At 69.9% G+C, this 15,451-nt stretch carries 15 protein-coding genes; 9 read left to right on the top strand and 6 right to left on the bottom strand.

All coding sequences use genetic code 11. The annotated features are described in order from the left end of the window. The first annotated feature begins 106 nt into the window (after positions 1-106). The 6 genes from ACIRP2_RS14055 (at position 107) to ACIRP2_RS14030 (ending at position 5,876) form a co-directional block, all read left to right on the top strand. Entirely contained in the window at positions 107-433 is a 327-nt protein-coding gene (locus ACIRP2_RS14055) for a (2Fe-2S)-binding protein (protein ID WP_404249857.1), read from the top strand. Continuing rightward, a complete protein-coding gene (locus ACIRP2_RS14050) occupies positions 414-1,892 on the top strand; it encodes an NAD(P)/FAD-dependent oxidoreductase (protein WP_404249855.1) in 1,479 nt (492 codons plus the stop codon). The genes ACIRP2_RS14055 and ACIRP2_RS14050 overlap by 20 nt, the downstream gene beginning before the upstream one ends. Positions 1,893-2,019: 127 nt before the next feature. Further along, positions 2,020-2,928 carry a dihydrodipicolinate synthase family protein gene (locus ACIRP2_RS14045; protein WP_404249853.1) on the top strand — a complete coding sequence of 303 codons (909 nt, stop codon included), beginning with the start codon at positions 2,020-2,022 and terminating at the stop codon, positions 2,926-2,928. Between the two features lie 187 nt (positions 2,929-3,115). Next, positions 3,116-4,117, top strand: coding sequence for a proline racemase family protein (locus ACIRP2_RS14040; RefSeq protein WP_404249851.1), 1,002 nt, complete (start codon positions 3,116-3,118; stop codon positions 4,115-4,117). Continuing rightward, a complete protein-coding gene (locus ACIRP2_RS14035; RefSeq protein WP_404249849.1) occupies positions 4,114-5,061 on the top strand; it encodes an ornithine cyclodeaminase family protein in 948 nt (315 codons plus the stop codon). The genes ACIRP2_RS14040 and ACIRP2_RS14035 overlap by 4 nt, the downstream gene beginning before the upstream one ends. An 89-nt stretch (positions 5,062-5,150) precedes the next feature. Further along, on the top strand, positions 5,151-5,876 hold the full coding sequence (locus ACIRP2_RS14030) for a GntR family transcriptional regulator (RefSeq protein WP_404249847.1): 726 nt from the start codon (positions 5,151-5,153) through the stop codon (positions 5,874-5,876). Positions 5,877-5,966: 90 nt separating this feature from the next. Here ACIRP2_RS14030 and ACIRP2_RS14025 read toward each other — a convergent pair whose 3' ends face one another. Then, the gene (locus tag ACIRP2_RS14025; protein ID WP_404250825.1) at positions 5,967-7,361 is read right to left on the bottom strand and encodes an aminopeptidase P family protein; all 1,395 of its coding nucleotides are present in this window, start codon (positions 7,359-7,361) and stop codon (positions 5,967-5,969) included. Positions 7,362-7,801: 440 nt separating this feature from the next. Between ACIRP2_RS14025 and ACIRP2_RS14020 the strand changes: the two genes are divergently transcribed. Next, positions 7,802-10,189 (top strand): collagenase, encoded by a 2,388-nt coding sequence (locus tag ACIRP2_RS14020; RefSeq protein WP_404249845.1) that lies wholly within the window; start codon positions 7,802-7,804, stop codon positions 10,187-10,189. A gap of 96 nt (positions 10,190-10,285) precedes the next feature. On the opposite strand, the gene ACIRP2_RS14015 is transcribed toward ACIRP2_RS14020, so the two are convergent. Continuing rightward, positions 10,286-10,675: a barstar family protein gene (locus ACIRP2_RS14015; protein ID WP_404249843.1), complete on the bottom strand. Its 390-nt coding sequence runs from the start codon at positions 10,673-10,675 to the stop codon at positions 10,286-10,288. Between the two features lie 94 nt (positions 10,676-10,769). After that, positions 10,770-11,162, bottom strand: coding sequence for a ribonuclease domain-containing protein (locus ACIRP2_RS14010; RefSeq protein ID WP_404249841.1), 393 nt, complete (start codon positions 11,160-11,162; stop codon positions 10,770-10,772). Between the two features lie 460 nt (positions 11,163-11,622). On the opposite strand from ACIRP2_RS14010, the gene ACIRP2_RS14005 reads away from it, so the two are divergent. Next, on the top strand, positions 11,623-11,985 hold the full coding sequence (locus tag ACIRP2_RS14005) for an ATP-binding protein (protein WP_404250823.1): 363 nt from the start codon (positions 11,623-11,625) through the stop codon (positions 11,983-11,985). 45 nt (positions 11,986-12,030) lie between these two features. Here the strand turns inward: ACIRP2_RS14005 and ACIRP2_RS14000 are convergent, their stop codons facing one another. Together ACIRP2_RS14000 and ACIRP2_RS13995 are read right to left on the bottom strand one after the other, a co-directional pair. Further along, complete coding sequence (locus ACIRP2_RS14000) at positions 12,031-13,107, bottom strand: DUF2637 domain-containing protein (RefSeq protein WP_404249839.1); 1,077 nt, start codon at positions 13,105-13,107, stop codon at positions 12,031-12,033. Positions 13,108-13,298: 191 nt separating this feature from the next. Then, the gene (locus ACIRP2_RS13995; protein ID WP_404249837.1) at positions 13,299-14,147 is read right to left on the bottom strand and encodes a (2Fe-2S)-binding protein; all 849 of its coding nucleotides are present in this window, start codon (positions 14,145-14,147) and stop codon (positions 13,299-13,301) included. Positions 14,148-14,293: 146 nt separating this feature from the next. Here ACIRP2_RS13995 and ACIRP2_RS13990 point away from each other — a divergent pair, with 146 nt between their 5' ends. Continuing rightward, complete coding sequence (locus tag ACIRP2_RS13990; RefSeq protein ID WP_404249835.1) at positions 14,294-15,088, top strand: GntR family transcriptional regulator; 795 nt, start codon at positions 14,294-14,296, stop codon at positions 15,086-15,088. 45 nt (positions 15,089-15,133) lie between these two features. Here ACIRP2_RS13990 and ACIRP2_RS13985 read toward each other — a convergent pair whose 3' ends face one another. Next, complete coding sequence (locus tag ACIRP2_RS13985) at positions 15,134-15,346, bottom strand: hypothetical protein (protein WP_404249833.1); 213 nt, start codon at positions 15,344-15,346, stop codon at positions 15,134-15,136. Positions 15,347-15,451 lie beyond the last annotated feature (105 nt).

Here is a 15,451-nt window from a genome sequence, read left to right as displayed (position 1 = left end):
CGCGGCGCGGAGGAGAGCTTCTGGTGCAGGGGGAAGCCCAGTGTGTGCCCGAGGAAACCCCGTGTGCCCGAGGAAGAGAAAGCGTTCTGCCCCAGGAGAGGACCCTGTGAGACGCACCCGAGCGCGTACCCCCGCCGAACTCGTCGGGGCCGAGCCCGAACCGGAATTCCAGCTGACCTTCGACGGACGCCCGATCCGGGGACTGCCGGGCCAGAGCATCGCAGCCGCACTGTGGTCGGCGGGCATCCTGACCTGGCGCACCACCCGGGTCCACGGTCGGCCGAGGGGGGCCTTCTGCGGTATCGGTGCCTGCTACGACTGTCTGGCCACCGTCAACGGCAGCCCCAACCGGCGCGCATGCCTGCTTCCCGCCCGTCCCGGCGACGCCATCACCACGCAGGAGGGCGACGGCCATGCCTCGATCGACGGATGAACGCCGGCCACGGGACGCGGACCGTGCCGAACTCGTTGTGGTGGGTGCGGGTCCGGCCGGCCTGGCCGCAGCCGTCACGGCGGCCGACCACGGCGTCGACGTGCTTCTGCTGGACGCGGCCGACACGCCCGGCGGACAGTATTACCGCAGCCCGGCCGACGGGCTCGGCGCCACTCGACCCGAAGCCCTCCACCACGGCTGGTCCGTCTTCGCCGGACTCTCCGCGAGGCTCGCGGCGCACCGCGGAGCAGGCGCGATCAGGCATCTCGCCGGCCACCAGGTGTGGTCGGTCGAACGAGCGCGTGACGGCGACTGGATCCTGCATGCCGTCACCGGAGCCGAGGGTGAGCGCCGCCATGCCGTCACGGGGCGTCGGCTGCTGCTGGCGACGGGCACCCATGAACGCCAACTCCCCTTTTCCCGATGGACACTTCCGGGCGTGGTCGGTGCGGCCGGTGCCCAGGCCATGCTCAAGTCCGGCCTGACGCTGCCGGGCCGCCGGATCGTGGTCGCGGGGAGCGGACCGCTTCTTCAGGCCGTCGCACTGTCGCTGACGCGTGCCGGTGCGCGCGTTCCGGCACTGATCGAGGCGTCCGGTTACGGGGCCTACGCGCGTGCCCCCCTCGTGCTGGCCGCCAACCCCGGCAAGGCGGCGGAAGGAGTCCGGTACGGTACGGCCCTGGCTCGCGCGGGAGTCCGGGTCCTGACGCACCGGGCGGTCACCGAAGTGCACGGCGACACACGGGTGGAGGCGGTGACCGTCAGCCGGGTGAACCGCCGTTGGAGTCCCGTTCCGGGGACCGGACGCGAGATCCCCTGCGACGTGCTCGCCGTGGGACACGGGCTCGTTCCTCAGCTGGAACTCGCCGTGACACTGGGCTGCAGTACGCGCGTCTGCGCCGACGGTACGCATGCGGTCGCTCTCGACGAACAGCTCAGGACCACCGTGCCGGGGGTCTGGGCGGCCGGCGAGACCGGTGGCACCGGAGGCGTGGAACTCGCCCTGTGCGAAGGAGAGCTGGCAGCACTGTCGATCGTTCGCGAGGTACGGGGCGGGGTGCGGAGGGAAGCGGCGCGCAGGGCGATCGCCCTGCGCCGGTCCCGCAGGCGCCTGCGTGCCTTCGCCGCGCTGATGGGCGCCGTGCACCGGCCGGGCGAGGGCTGGAGCGAGTGGCTGGCCGACGACACGGAGGTCTGCCGTTGCGAAGAGGTCACGGCAGGCCGGATCCGTACCGCTTGCGAGGAGCTCGGGGCCGGTGACGCCAGGACCGTGAAACTGCTCACCCGTGCCGGAATGGGCTGGTGCCAGGGCCGGACCTGCGGATTCGCCGTCCGAGAACTCGCCGCTGCGCACGGCACCGGACGGGGCACCGGTGAAGAGCCGGATGGCCCCGACCGGCGCCCCCTGGCCTGTCCCGTGAAGCTGTCCGCACTCGCCGACCTGGCCGACGCAGGGTAGGCCCGCGGCCACCTCGACTGTGCCGGTACCGCCGGCACGACCCTGCAGCTCCCCGGCATCGCGCGCCGCCGACCGCTGTCCGCTCATCCATCACACCGTGACATGTCACACCTTTCAAGGAGACACGATGCACACGAACGCACACCTGCGCACCCGACCCTGGCACGGCGTCATGGTCGCCACCCCGCTCACCCTGCGCGACGACTGCACGATCGACTACGACGCCTATGCCGAGCACGTCCAACAGCTCATCGCCGCGGGTTGCGACGGTGTGGTGCCCAACGGGTCGCTGGGGGAGTACCAGACCCTGACCGACGGCGAACGCGAGCAGGTGGTCCGGACAGCCGTCGAGGCGGCGGGCGACGGCAGCCGCGTCATGCCGGGCGTCTCCGCCTACGGCAGCGCTGAGTCACGGCGCTGGGCGGAACAGGCCGCGGAGGCGGGCGCCGGTTCCGTGCTGCTCCTGCCCCCCAACGGCTACCGCTGCGAGGACGCGGCGGTCCGCGCCCACTACACGGAGGTCGCCCGGGTCGGGGTTCCGGTCGTGGCGTACAACAACCCCTACGACACCAAGGTGGATCTGACCCCCGGCCTGCTCGCCGCGCTCCACCAGGACGGCAGCGTCGTGGCGGTCAAGGAGTTCAGCGGTGACGTCCGACGAGCGTACGAGATCGCCGAACAGGCGCCCGGTCTCGATCTGCTCGTGGGTGCCGACGACGTCCTGCTGGAACTGGCACTCGCCGGCGCCGTCGGCTGGATCGCGGGCTGCCCGAACATGCTGCCGTCCTGCTGCGTCGAGCTGTACCGCGCCGCTGTGACGGGTGACATGGCAACAGCGCTGCCGCTGTACCGGGAACTGCACCCCCTGCTCCGATGGGACTCGAAGCCGGAGTTCGTGCAGGCCATCAAGGAGTCCATGGATGTCGCCGGACGACACGGTGGGCGCACCCGCCCGCCGCGCCTTCCCCTGCCCGACCACGACGCGGCCGCCGTACGTGCCGCGACGGAGAAGGCACTGGCCGCAGGCCTCGGGTGACCGCCTGACCGCTGTTCCGTACGCGTACGTCGGGCCGCCACCTGCCCCGGCCCCGTTCCGTGTGCCCGGGTCGGGCCACGGCTCGTCGCGGCCCCGTTCTCTCCGCGTACTTCGCGTACTCCGCGTACTCCGCGTACTCCGCGTACTTCTCGTTCATCGTTTTCGTCGTGACGAACCAGGGGGAGCCTTGCAGACACGTCACATCTTCCATGCGGTCGATTCACACACCGAGGGCATGCCCACCCGCGTCATCACCGGCGGCATCGGCACCATTCCCGGCGCCACGATGGCCGAACGGCGCAGATACTTCCAGGAGCACCGGGACGCCGTGCGCACCCTGCTCATGTACGAACCGCGCGGTCACGCAGCCATGAGCGGCGCGATCCTTCAGCCGCCCACCAGGCCCGACGCGGACTTCGGCGTCCTCTACATAGAGGTCTCCGGCTTTCTGCCGATGTGCGGTCACGGAACCATCGGGGTCGCGACCGTTCTGGTGGAGACCGGCATGGTCGAGGTCACCGAACCCGTCACGACCGTCCGGCTGGACACCCCGGCCGGACTCGTCAGCGTCGACGTGCATGTGCGGGACGGCGCGGCGACGGCCGTCACCCTGACCAATGTGCCCGCGTTCAGCGTCGGTCTCGACCTGACGGTCGACGTACCCGGCCACGGAACGGTGCGGTACGACCTCGCCTACGGCGGCAACTTCTACGCGATGGTTCAGCTCTCCGACCTCGGGCTTCCTTTCGAACGGGCGCGCAAGGACGACATCCTGTCGGCCGGACTCGCCCTGATGGACGCGGTCAACGCCGCTGATCGGCCCGTCCATCCGGAGGACCCCGGGATTCACGGCCTCAAGCACGTGCAGTTCATCGCACCCGGTTCGGACGCACGGCACTCCCGGCACGCGATGGCGATCCACCCCGGCTGGTTCGACCGGTCGCCCTGCGGAACAGGTACCTCGGCACGCATGGCGCAGTTGCACGCACGCGGTGAACTTCCTCTGGACCGCGACTTTGTGAACGAGTCGTTCATCGGAACCTCGTTCACCGGGCGTCTGGTCGAAGAGACCACCGTGGGCGGTCTGCCGGCGGTCGTGCCGACGGTCACGGGCCGCGCCTGGATCACCGGTACCGCACAATTCTTCCTGAACCCGTCCGATCCGTTCCCAGAAGGATTCCTGCTGTGAAACTGCCCCTGCTCGGCGCCGACGACATCGAGGCCCTGGGAGCGACCGGAGCCGTGAACGCCCTGGAGGCGGCGCTGAGCGGGGGATTCGATCCGGAGACGTCCCCGGCCCGGCACCATGTCACCGTGCCCGGCGGTGAACTGCTGATCATGCCTGCCAGCACGCGGCAGCTGACCGGGGTGAAGATCGCCGGAGTCGCTCCCGGCAACCCGGCGCGCGACCTGCCCCGGATCACCGGAAGCTATCTGCTGCTCGACGGTTCCACCCTGCTGCCGATCGCCCTGCTCGACGGTGCCGCGCTCACCACGCTGCGCACACCGGCCGTGTCCGCACTCGCGATCCGGCATCTCACCGAGCCGGTGCTGCGTCACGCGGTGCTCTTCGGAACCGGGCCCCAGGCGTACGGTCACCTTGCCGCGTTGCTTGCCGAACGGCAGGTCGAACGGGTCTCCGTGATCGGCCGTGCCCCGCAACGCGTCGCCGCACTGGTCGAGCATGCCCGCCGACTCGGTGTGGACGCCCGGGCGGGCGGGGCGCACGGGGCGGCGGAGGTGCCCACGGCCGATCTGGTGCTCTGCTGCACCACGTCCGCGGCCCCGCTCTTCGACGGCACTCTCGTGCCGGACGGGGCGACGGTCGTCGCGGTCGGCTCGCACACCCCGGATGCCAGGGAGGTCGACACCGCTCTGGTGTCACGCTCCGCCGTGATCGTCGAATCGAGGGCGGCAGCCCTGGCGGAGGCGGGGGACCTGCTGATCCCGATGGCGGAAGGAGCCTTCGGCGCCGAGGACATCGACGCCAACCTCGCCGAGCTGGTGACCGGAGGCGGCCTCGGCGGACGACGACCGGTCGGGTTCGCGGGCCCCCGGTTCTTCAAGAGCGTCGGCATGGGCTGGGAAGACCTCGCAGTCGCCGCTGCTGTGCACGGGAGGCAGCCGCGCTGACCGAGTTGTCCACAGGCCGGGAACGGCGGGCCCGAGCGGAAACGTGACATTGTATTCTGAGGGGCCCGTACGGCGCTGGAGGAACACATATGGCCCGCCTGACGACGCTCAACGCCATCTCGGCGCAAGAGCACTTGCGCGACAGAGTGGCGAACGCCCTCAGGGCGGCCCTGATCGCCGGGGACCTCCGTCCGGGCATGATCTACTCCGCTCCCGCCCTCGCCGCCGAGTTCGGGGTGTCCGCCACCCCGGTGCGCGAGGCCATGCTCGACCTGGCGCGTGAGGGCCTGGTCGAAGCCGTCCGCAACAAGGGCTTCCGGATCACCGAGTTGACCGAACAGGACCTGGACGACTTCACCGAACTCCGCGCCATGATCGAGGTACCCACCGTCGGCCGCATCGCCAAAATGGGCAAGACGAGGGAGCTGAAGGCGCTACGGCCGCTCGCCCTGGCGATCGTCGACGCGGCCACCGACCACGACATCATCGGCTACCTGGAGGCGGACCGTCGCTTCCATCTCGAACTGCTCGGGCTGGCCGGCAACCGCCGACTGGTGGAGGAGGTCAGCAGCCTGCGCAAACGATCGCGCCTCTTCGGGCTCAACCGGCTGGCCGCGACGGGGCAGTTGACCGTATCGGCCGAGGAGCACGTCCAACTGCTCGACCTCATGATCGCGGGTGACGCCCAGCGTGCCGAGACCTGCATGCTGACCCACATGTCACATGTCAGATCGCTCTGGGCCGAGGAGGAGGGGGATGCCGGCGAGGGCGGCATCCGGATCAGCAGGGTGTCGATGCCGGTCGCCGAGGTCTGAACCGTCCGACCGGCTCAGGGGCCACCCGGGTCTCTCCGCCCTCCTCGGCCGCCCCATGCGCAGGGGCGGCCGAGGCGGGAGCCGCCCGGCTCAACCGTCGAGCAGGGAGCCCATCCACTCCTCGATTCCGTCGGCGGCGCGCGGCAGCGCGGACGACATGAGCCGGGCGCCGTCGGCCGTCATCACGAGGTCGTCTTCGATCCGCACACCGATACCGCGCAGTGATGGGGGCAGGGTCTCGTCGTCGGGCTGAAAATAGAGCCCGGGTTCCACGGTCAGTACCTGGCCGGCTTCCAGGCGCCCGTCCAGATAGCTGCCTGCCCGTGCGTGGGCGCAGTCGTGAAGGTCCATACCGAGCATGTGGCCGCTGCTGCAGAGCGTGTACCGGCGGTAGAGGCCGTTGCCGCTGTCGAGTGCCTCATCGGCGGACATCGGCAGTACGCCCCATTCGTGCAGCCCTTCGGCGATGACCCGCATGGCGGCCAGATGGAAGTCACGGAATCGTGCCCCGGGGCGCAGGGCGGCGATGCCGGCCTCCTGGGCGGCCAGCACCAGTTCGTGGACGTCGCGCTGTACGGGGGAGTAGCGGCCGGACAACGGCAGGGTGCGGGTGATGTCGGCCGTGTAGAGCGAATCGGTCTCCACCCCGGCGTCCAGGAGAAGCAATTGGTCGCGCTCCAGCGGCCCGTCATTGCGGATCCAGTGCAGGACGCAGGCGTGCGCACCGGCCGCGGCGATCGTGGAGTAACCGGGACCGTTCCCCTCCAGCCGGGCCCGCAGATCGAAGACGCCCTCGATCCAGCGTTCTCCTCTCGGGTGTCGCAGCGCTTGCGGAAGGCTGCGCACCACGTCCTCGAAGCCGGTCACCGTCGCATCGACTGCTTGCTGCAACTGATCGATCTCCCAAGGATCCTTGACGAGCCGGAGCTCGCTGAGCACCGCCTCCAGCCCGGCCGGAGCCGCCCGTCCCGCCGGGAACGAACCGCGGGAACGCAGGAGTTCGTCGACGGACCGGTCCACCCCGCCCAGCACCCGTACCGGTGGCTGCGGGCCGGTCAGCAGTTTCTCCCAGGCGTCCAGGTGCGCGCAGCGGATGCCGGTCATCCGGGCGGCCTCCGTCAGGTCGGGTCTGCGGCCGACCCAGAACTCCCCGTATCTGCGGTCCCGGTAGAACTCCTGCCCGGTGCGCGGTGACCTCGGCCGCAGATACAGCACCGCTTCGTGGCGCTCGTCGCCGTCGGGTTCCAGGACGAGGACATGGCCGGCCTGGTCCTCGCCGGTGAGGCCGGTGAGCCAGGCGTAGCCGGTGTGTGGGCGGAAGCGGTGGTCGGTGTCGTTGGAGCGGACCGCGAGCGTGCCCGCCGGGACGACCAGACGTTCGCCGGGGAAGCGGGCGGCGAGCCGGGCGCGGCGGGCGGGTGTGACGTCGTACGACGGGACGCGGATGTCGGCCGACAGCGGGGTGTCCGCCCAGCCCTTACTCATGAAGGCGTCCAGTGCGGGCGACACCGGGAGGTCGTGGCTGCCGGCGCGGGGGGCGGAGGGCGAATGAGGCACGGGCATTGCTCCTCAGGGCTCTGTCGGGGGTCGGGCTCGTGGTTCGGGCTCGGGTGCGAGCGCGGGCTCCCGCTCGGGACATCGGTGCCGGTCCGGACAGCGGGTGGGTGCTCAGCGAACCGGCGGTGGCTGTCGTGCGCGTGGGTCGGGTCTCAACCCGATTGCCGTGACGGTGAGTTGTCGCGGAGATGAATGTGCGCGAGAGGTCTTCCGAAGGACATGTGACATGTGCCATTGTACAGCGCGCAAAGGGGATGAGGTCGTGTCCATGCCATCGTGCGTACCAGGACCCGACCCGGACCCGCCCCCGCGCATTCCCCCACAGCCGCGCGATGTTGCGTGGTCACCACTCCGCTGGGAGGCGGCAAGTGAAGAACCTGAGGGTTCGACAGAAAATAACCGGACTGTCCACTGCGGTTCTGGCTGCATGCCTGAGCGTGGGCCTGTTCACGGCACCGAGCCGGGCCGTCGAGCAACGCCCCGTCGCGTCGGCCGCGACCCCCCACTCCTCGGACGCCGCTCGGGAACGGGCGGAACCCCGGACCGAGGACCCTGGCGGCCCCACCGCCGAGGCGCTGACGGCACCCGCCGACGATGCCGCTCACGTCGAACGCAAGCCGCTCAAGGCCGCCGACCAGCCGCCGCAGTCCGCGTCCAAGGACGCGCTCAAGCGGGACTACGACGACCCGGCCACCGCGCTTCCGAGCCACCTGGCACCCTCGATGAAGGCCGAGAAGCAGGCTCGCGCCAAGAAGTCCGGCAAGGCCGCGGCCGAGTGCAATGTCACCGACTTCACCAACAACACCGGAGGCGCCCTGGTCGAGAAGGTCAAGGCGGCGACCACCGACTGCGTCAACACGCTGTTCCGTCTCCAGGGCCAGGACGGCTACCACGCCTTCCGCGAGGACCAGATGGTCACCATCGCCGACGCCATGCGCGACGCGTCGGCCTCCTACCCCGGTGACGGCACCACCGGCATGCCTCAGCTGATCCTCTTCCTCCGGGCCGGCTACTACGTGCAGTACTACGACCCCGACACCGTCGGAGAGTACGGGCCGCGCCTACGCACGGCCATCCAGGGGGCGCTCGACGGCTTCTTCGGCTCCTCGCACGCCTTCGACGTCACCGACGCCAACGGCGAGAGCCTGTCCGAGGCGATCATCCTGGTCGACAGCGCCGAGGAGAACGCACGCTACCTGAACATCGTCAAGCGGATGCTGGCCGACTACGACGAGTCGTACAACAGCTCCTGGTACATGCTCAACGCCGTGAACAGCGTGTACACGGTCATGTTCCGCGGTCACCAGGTGCCCGAGTTCATCAGCGCCGTCGAGGCCGATTCCAGTGTGCTGAACTCCCTGCACGACTTCGCCGCGAACCATCTCGACCTGCTGGGCACCAAGCAGTCGTTCCTGGCCTCCAACGCCGGACTTGAGCTCGGCCGCTTCCTCAAGGAGGACTCGCTGCGCGCCAAGGCGAGCCCGCTCGCGGTCGACCTGATGGGCAAGAGCTCCATCGACGGCCCCACCGCCCCGCTCTGGGTCAACCTGGCCAAGATGGTCGACGCCTACGACAAGGACAACTGCGCGGAGTACGGCGCCTGCAACCTCGCGGAGCGTCTCGAGAAGGTCGTCCTGCCGGTGAAGCACACCTGTAGCGACAGCATCACCATCCGGGCGCAGGACATGGCCGCGCAGGAGCTCGAGACCAGCTGCACCAGCCTGCGCAACCAGGACGCCTACTTCCACGAGGTGGCCCGGGACAACGGCCCGGTCGCCGACGATAACAACAAGACCATCGAGGTCGTGGTCTTCGACTCCAGCACCGACTACCAGACCTACGCCGGAGTGATCTTCGGCATCGACACCAACAACGGCGGCATGTACCTGGAGGGCGACCCCAAGGCCGAGGGCAACCAGCCCCGGTTCATCGCCTACGAGGCCGAGTGGGCCCGCCCCGACTTCCAGATCTGGAACCTCAACCACGAGTACACGCACTACCTCGACGGCCGCTTCAACATGTACGGCGATTTCGAGGCCGGAATGACCACGCCGACCGTCTGGTGGGTCGAGGGCTTCGCGGAGTTCGTCTCCTACTCGTACCGCAAGCTCGCCTACGAGGCCGCCATCTCCCAGGCCGCGAACCACACCTACACCCTGGGCACCCTGTTCGACACCACCTACGCCAACGCCGACCAGACCCGTGTGTACAACTGGGGCTACCTGGCAGTCCGTTACATGCTCGAATCCCACCGCTCGGACGTCGACACCCTGCTCGGTCTCTACCGCAAGGGCGACTGGGACGGCGCCCGCACCCTGCTCACGTCGACCATCGGCAGCCGTTACGACACCGACTGGAACACCTGGCTGACCGCCTGCGCGGCCGGCGCCTGCGGCAGCGGGTCCACCAACCCGCCGGGTGAGATCACTGAGTGCAAGGACGCCGACACCAGGCTGCTGGGCCGGAACTGCATGCGCAGCGAGCTGAAGGCCGTCAAGGGCGACTACGCCTACCTGGCCGTAGTCATCCCGGCCGGCATCACCCAGCTGAAGATCACCGCGTCCGGCGGAACGGGTGACGCCGACCTCTACTACAGCTCGGAGGGCTGGGCGACCACCCAGGTCAACACCGACAAGTCCGTCGGGGCGGGCAACGAGCACACCCTGACCGTCAACAACCCGGCGCCGGGATACCACTTCATCAGCCTCTACGGCAACGAGAAGTTCGACGGCGTCAAGGTCACCACCGAGTTCTGATCCCCGCGACCCCCACGGTGCCGGCCGGCCGAGTGATGTTCCCGCTCGGTCGGCCGGTACCGTCCCGGGGTGCGTCCGCCGGCCCCGGCCCGGGGCTCACGACAGTCGGAGCGTGCCGGGTGCCGTTTCATCCGTCAGGATCTCCACGATCAGGTCGAACAGCGTCGGCCCCCGTCCGGCCAGGGCGTCGTCCAGTCGCTTCTGGACCGAGGGCCTGTTGGTGGGGTGCACTCTGCTCAGGCTGTCTCGCAGATAGCGCACTGTCTCCTCGTGTGCCAGGGCCTGTGCGGAGAGGGCGTGCTCCCGCCATTCGAAGACGAAGTCGCCGTCGTCCGGAGTGCCCATCCCGCCACCGAGGCAGTCGGCGAGGGCGTCGAAGTTGCGGCCGAAGTAACCGCCGGGGCCGTTCACCGCCTCGCCGATCACTTCCCAGAACTGCTCCAGGCCGGTGACCCGGGAGCCGTCGATCACATAGGTCACGGTCATGGGTGGAGAGTACAAGCCCGTCTGCTTCGGCCGGTCCGTGATCCGCGCCGCAGGTGGGGGGCTACGGCGCGGATCGGCTCGGAGGGTTGAGCCTTCAGCAGCTCTGGTCGATCAGGTCGAACGTCGCGTAGTGGTCGCTGGTGTAGTAGTCCTCCCGCACCTTCTTGCCGGTGACGATCCGACGGGCGCCGCGGGTCGGGGAGCCAGGGGTGACGACCGTGTACTCGTGGTAGTAGCCGGTGCTTTGACCGGGCAGGACGCCTTCACGGTTCTGGAAGACGGCACCGTCCTGCGAGTACGGGAAGGGCCCGCCGACGTCTATCAGGTCGAGGGTGTCGTGCGCCTGGGACGGCAGCGCCGAGTAACAGATGCTGCCGACCGAGGTGGTGGCGGCCGTGGCCGGGGAGGCGACCGGGCCGCCGACGAGGAGAACGGACAGAAGGGCGGCAGAGCCGCCGAGCGTGGTGATCCGTGGGGGGATTCGCATAGCCACCATGATGACGCGCGTAGACATGGTGCCGTCAACGCCAACCACAGTGAATTTTTTGGGAGTTAACCGGAGAGGAGGAAATGTGACGCCGATGTGTCCGACCGCTCGCCGTCCCCTCGGGTGTGGTGTTCATTTATTGATGAGTCGACAAGCGTGGCGGCCGGTCCATGGGGCATGCATCCCCATGGAAGTGTTCATTGCAGCCGTTCGGTGAGGAGGAACGAGGAGGCGCGAGACGGCAGAGAGGCGCGACAACAGGGCGCGAGTACGGGACGAGAGAACAGGGCGCGGCACCAGGACAGGACGAGGGCGCGGGAACACAAGACGTCGATCAGGGGGATTCACTGTGCGTACGGGGGAGACGATGGAGCGTCGGGGCGAGGCCGAATTCGTGGTGGACGGGACGGCGCGCGAGCCGGGGGAGCAGGGACGGCAGTCGGTCCGGCTGCACCGCAGACTGGCCCACACCGATCTGGCGGGTGTGGGCGAAGTGCGTGGCGCGTTGCGGGAGTTCCTGCGCTACCGATGGCGGCCGGAGTCGGCCGAGGTGGCGGAACTGCTGCTCAGCGAGCTGGTGACCAATGCCCTGATCCATACGCGGCACGGCGCGGTCGTCACGGTGAGTGTGGCGCCCGCCAGACTGAGGGTGGAGGTGCGTGACTTCGTGTCCGGGCTGTCCTCGTCGTACGTGCCGAACGCCGACGACGGTACGCACGGCCGAGGGCTGGTCCTGGTGCGGAGTCTCGCGGATGCCTGGGGGGTCGGAGCGCAGGCGTTGGGCAAGGTCGTCTGGTTCGAACTGGACAGCGAAAGGCCCTGAGAGCCCGGGGGAACCGGACCTTCAGGGCCTTGTGCGGTGGACGGATCAGCCGAACTGCTGCTCCAGGTCCTTCAGTTTCCGCTCCAGCGAATCGAGGCGGGGCAGTGCCTGGGTGTCGTCCTCGGCGGTGAGGTCGACGGTGATCGGATCACTCGGGTTGCGGTCCGAGACGCCGGAGCTCGGGCCGGTCACGGCCTGCAGGGACGGCCGGGCGCGCAGGGGCAGTTGTCCCGGCTCGGATAGGGCAGGCTCCACGACGGACTGCGTGGCGCCCGCCGCGGGGGCGATGGCCTGGACGTCCACCTGGGTTCCACCCCGGCCGACCCGGCGCCAGGCCCGGTTCTGCCGGTTCAGTGCCTTGATGCGGGCCCGGTCCAGCTTGACCTGGTCCTTCCTGCGCAGACGGTTCTGCTCCTTCTCCCGACGGTCCTCACGTACCTCCTCGACCGCCTCGTCCAGAGTGCGCACGCCCTCCAGCAGCATCAGCGACCAGGCGCCGAAGGTCTCCCGGGGAGCGCGCAGCCACCGTACGATCCGGATCTGCGGCAGTGGACGGGGTACGAGGCCCTGCTCGCGCAGCGCGGCGCGGCGGGTCTGCTTCAGTGCCCGGTCGAAGAGCACGGCCGCCGAGAGCGACATCCCCGCGAAGAACTGCGGCGCGCCGGCGTGGTCGATGCCGCGCGGCGCGTGCACCCAGTTGAACCAGGCGGCCGCACCGGCGAAGAGCCACACCAGCAGCCGAGAACCGAGCGCCGCGTCACCGTGGCTGGCCTCGCGCACCGCGAGCACGGAACAGAACATGGCGGCCCCGTCCAGGCCGAACGGAACGAGATACTCCCAGCCACCGGAGAGGCCCAGGTTCTGCTCGCCGAAACCGACGAGCCCGTGGAAGGAGAGCGCGGCGGCGACCGCCGCGCAGCAGAACAGCAGGACGTAGGAGGCGGTGGCGTACAGCGCCTCCTTGCGTCTGCGACGCTCCTCGCTGCGTTCCCAGCTGTCGTCGGCAGCGGAATTTTCAGCGGCACGCTTGCCGCGTGCGACCACCGCCACCGCCGCCAGGACCCCCACGAGCAGCACGGCGCCCGGAAGCAGCCAATTCAGCGATATGTCGGTCAGTCTCATGCGCGGTCCCTTGCGTCGCGTAGGGCATTTCGGGCGCCATGATTGCCGAAACCCCGCCACGCTCAGGGGGTTTCGGGGCAAGAGAACGCCATTGGGTTGGCAGGGCATACGGATAACCGGGATCTGATCGAAGATCCGTACGCGGCCAGTGATCTGCGTTCGAATACTACTACCCGTCCGAGGGGTGTGGATCAGTGAGCGGGCGTCAGTTTCCTTATCCGGTCCGCATCGCAGGTGCGGGGGCAGGTGACGCAGGTGTCCTCGGGGCGCAGCGTGTAGAAGAGGCAGCAGCTCGTCCGGTCGCGGGTGGGCAGCGATTCACCGTTCGGACCGGTCAGTTCACGGAAGCCCGCCGAGCCGACGTACGGCTTGGTGGTGCCGGGCAGGAGCTCCTCCAACTCGGTCATCGCCCGTCGCTCCTCCCCGAGCAGATGGGCGATGTACCACAGGCCCTCGACGATCTCGTCCGTCGCCATCCCCCACAGGGCCCTCCTGCCACGACGCATCCGCGGACCGAAGCCGTCCAGCACCGGGCCGATGTGCTCGGCCACCGAAGCCAGCACCTCGGCCCGCAGCGCGGCCTCGTCGGGAACGACCCGGGCGCCCGGCAGTCCGGCCGCCGGATCGTCGGGAAGGCAGGCGAACTCCCTCAGGCGCACCGTGAGGTGGCCCAGCGCCCGCTGGAACGCCACATCCTCGACGGGGATCCGGGGAACCCGCCGGTGCAGGAACCACGGAACCGTCACCAGCAGGCAGGCGGGCCAGGCGTACCGGTGCAGTCCGAAGCCGGCGACCACGTCGGGGCGGGGCTGCTGCCCGTAGTCCCGCAGCACCTGCGCGTGGTCCCGGGCGAGGAAGGCGTCCAGCGCGGCGCCGCCCGCCGCGAGCTCGTGAGCACCCACCCAGCCGACGCCGCGGGGAGCGGCCTCGTCGTCCGTCAGCACCTCTGCGCGCAGGCCGGGGAACACCTCGGTCAGGCGCGCGTAGGCGCCCGTCACGGCGGACGCGGTGGTACCGGGAAGAAGGGCGGGGAGTGTCATGCAGGGACCACCGAATCGCGATCGTTTGCAGGTAAGCCTTACCTTATCCGAACGGATCGATGTGTGAACTGCGGTCTGCTCCGCCTATGGTGCACAAGGGGCATGGCGCACGCGAGCCGCGCCCACGGCAGGCCGGGGAGGTCCGAGTGGAGCAGGGCAGAGCGCGTGAACAGGCGCGGCCGCCGTACGCGTCCGCCGCGTCCGCGACGGCCTCTTCGCCCGTGCGGGTGCCCGATGTGAGGGTGCCCGAGCAGGCGCGCGGCGAACACACGCACGGCGAACACACGCACGGCGAACCACCGTCCGCCCCGCGTCCGGCGGTGCAGCGGCACTCCGTGCGCGGTCAGATCCTGGACGCCCTGCGCGCCGCACTGGTGGACGGTCAACTGGTCCCGGGACAGGTCTACTCCGCTCCGGCCCTGGGCGCCCGCTTCGGGGTCTCCGCGACGCCGGTGCGCGAGGCGATGCAGCAGCTGGCCATCGAGGGTGCCGTCGAGGTGGTGCCGAACCGCGGTTTCCGTGTCTCCCGGCGGGGCCCGCGCGAGCTGGCCGAGCTGGCGGAGGTGCGGGCCCTGATCGAGGTCCCCGTCATGCTGCAGCTGGCCCGCACCGTGCCGTCGGCCCGTTGGTGCGCCCTGCGTCCGCTGGCCGACGCCACCGTGGCGGCCGCCGCCGTCGGCGACCGGGCCGGCTACGCCGAGTCCGACCGCGCCTTCCACGGCGCCGTCCTCGCCCTCTGCGGCAACGAGCAGTTGGTGATGGTCGCCGACGACCTGCACCGCCGCTCCCAGTGGCCGCTGGGGGACAACCCCGCCACCCGCCGCGCCGATCTGCTGGCCGACGCCGCCGAGCACACCGCCCTGCTCGACGCGCTCATCGCCCAGGACCTGGCCGTCGTGCAGTCGCTCGTACGCGAACACTTCACCGGCGCCGAGGGCTGAACCGGACGGTGCCGCGGGCTCCGTCGGCCCCGCCGTGGGAACGGGTTACGCTACGCGTCTGATCACATGATCGTTCTTGGGGGCGGGAATGGCGGGAAGCCGGGCGTCGGGACCGGTGTCCGGGCTGCTGGTCGCGGCGGTGGCGCTGGGCGCGGCCGGCTGTTCGCAGGCGGCCGGCCGGGGTGCGACCGTCCCGGCGGGCGAGAGCCCGGTGGCCACGTCCGCACAGCCGTCCGTGACGCCGTCGCGGACGCCCACGGGCACTCCTGTCGCGACACCGGCACGCACGCCCGTCGCGAGGCCGTCCGAGCCGGCCCCGGACGCCTCGCACCCGGTCGCCGTGGTGGTACCACCGCCGCGGAA

The organism is Streptomyces sp. NPDC101194, assembly GCF_044767885.1.
Lineage (GTDB): Bacteria > Actinomycetota > Actinomycetes > Streptomycetales > Streptomycetaceae > Streptomyces.
The sequence above is the reverse complement of the archived record's forward strand: the minus strand, read 5'-3'. Positions and strand labels throughout refer to the sequence as shown.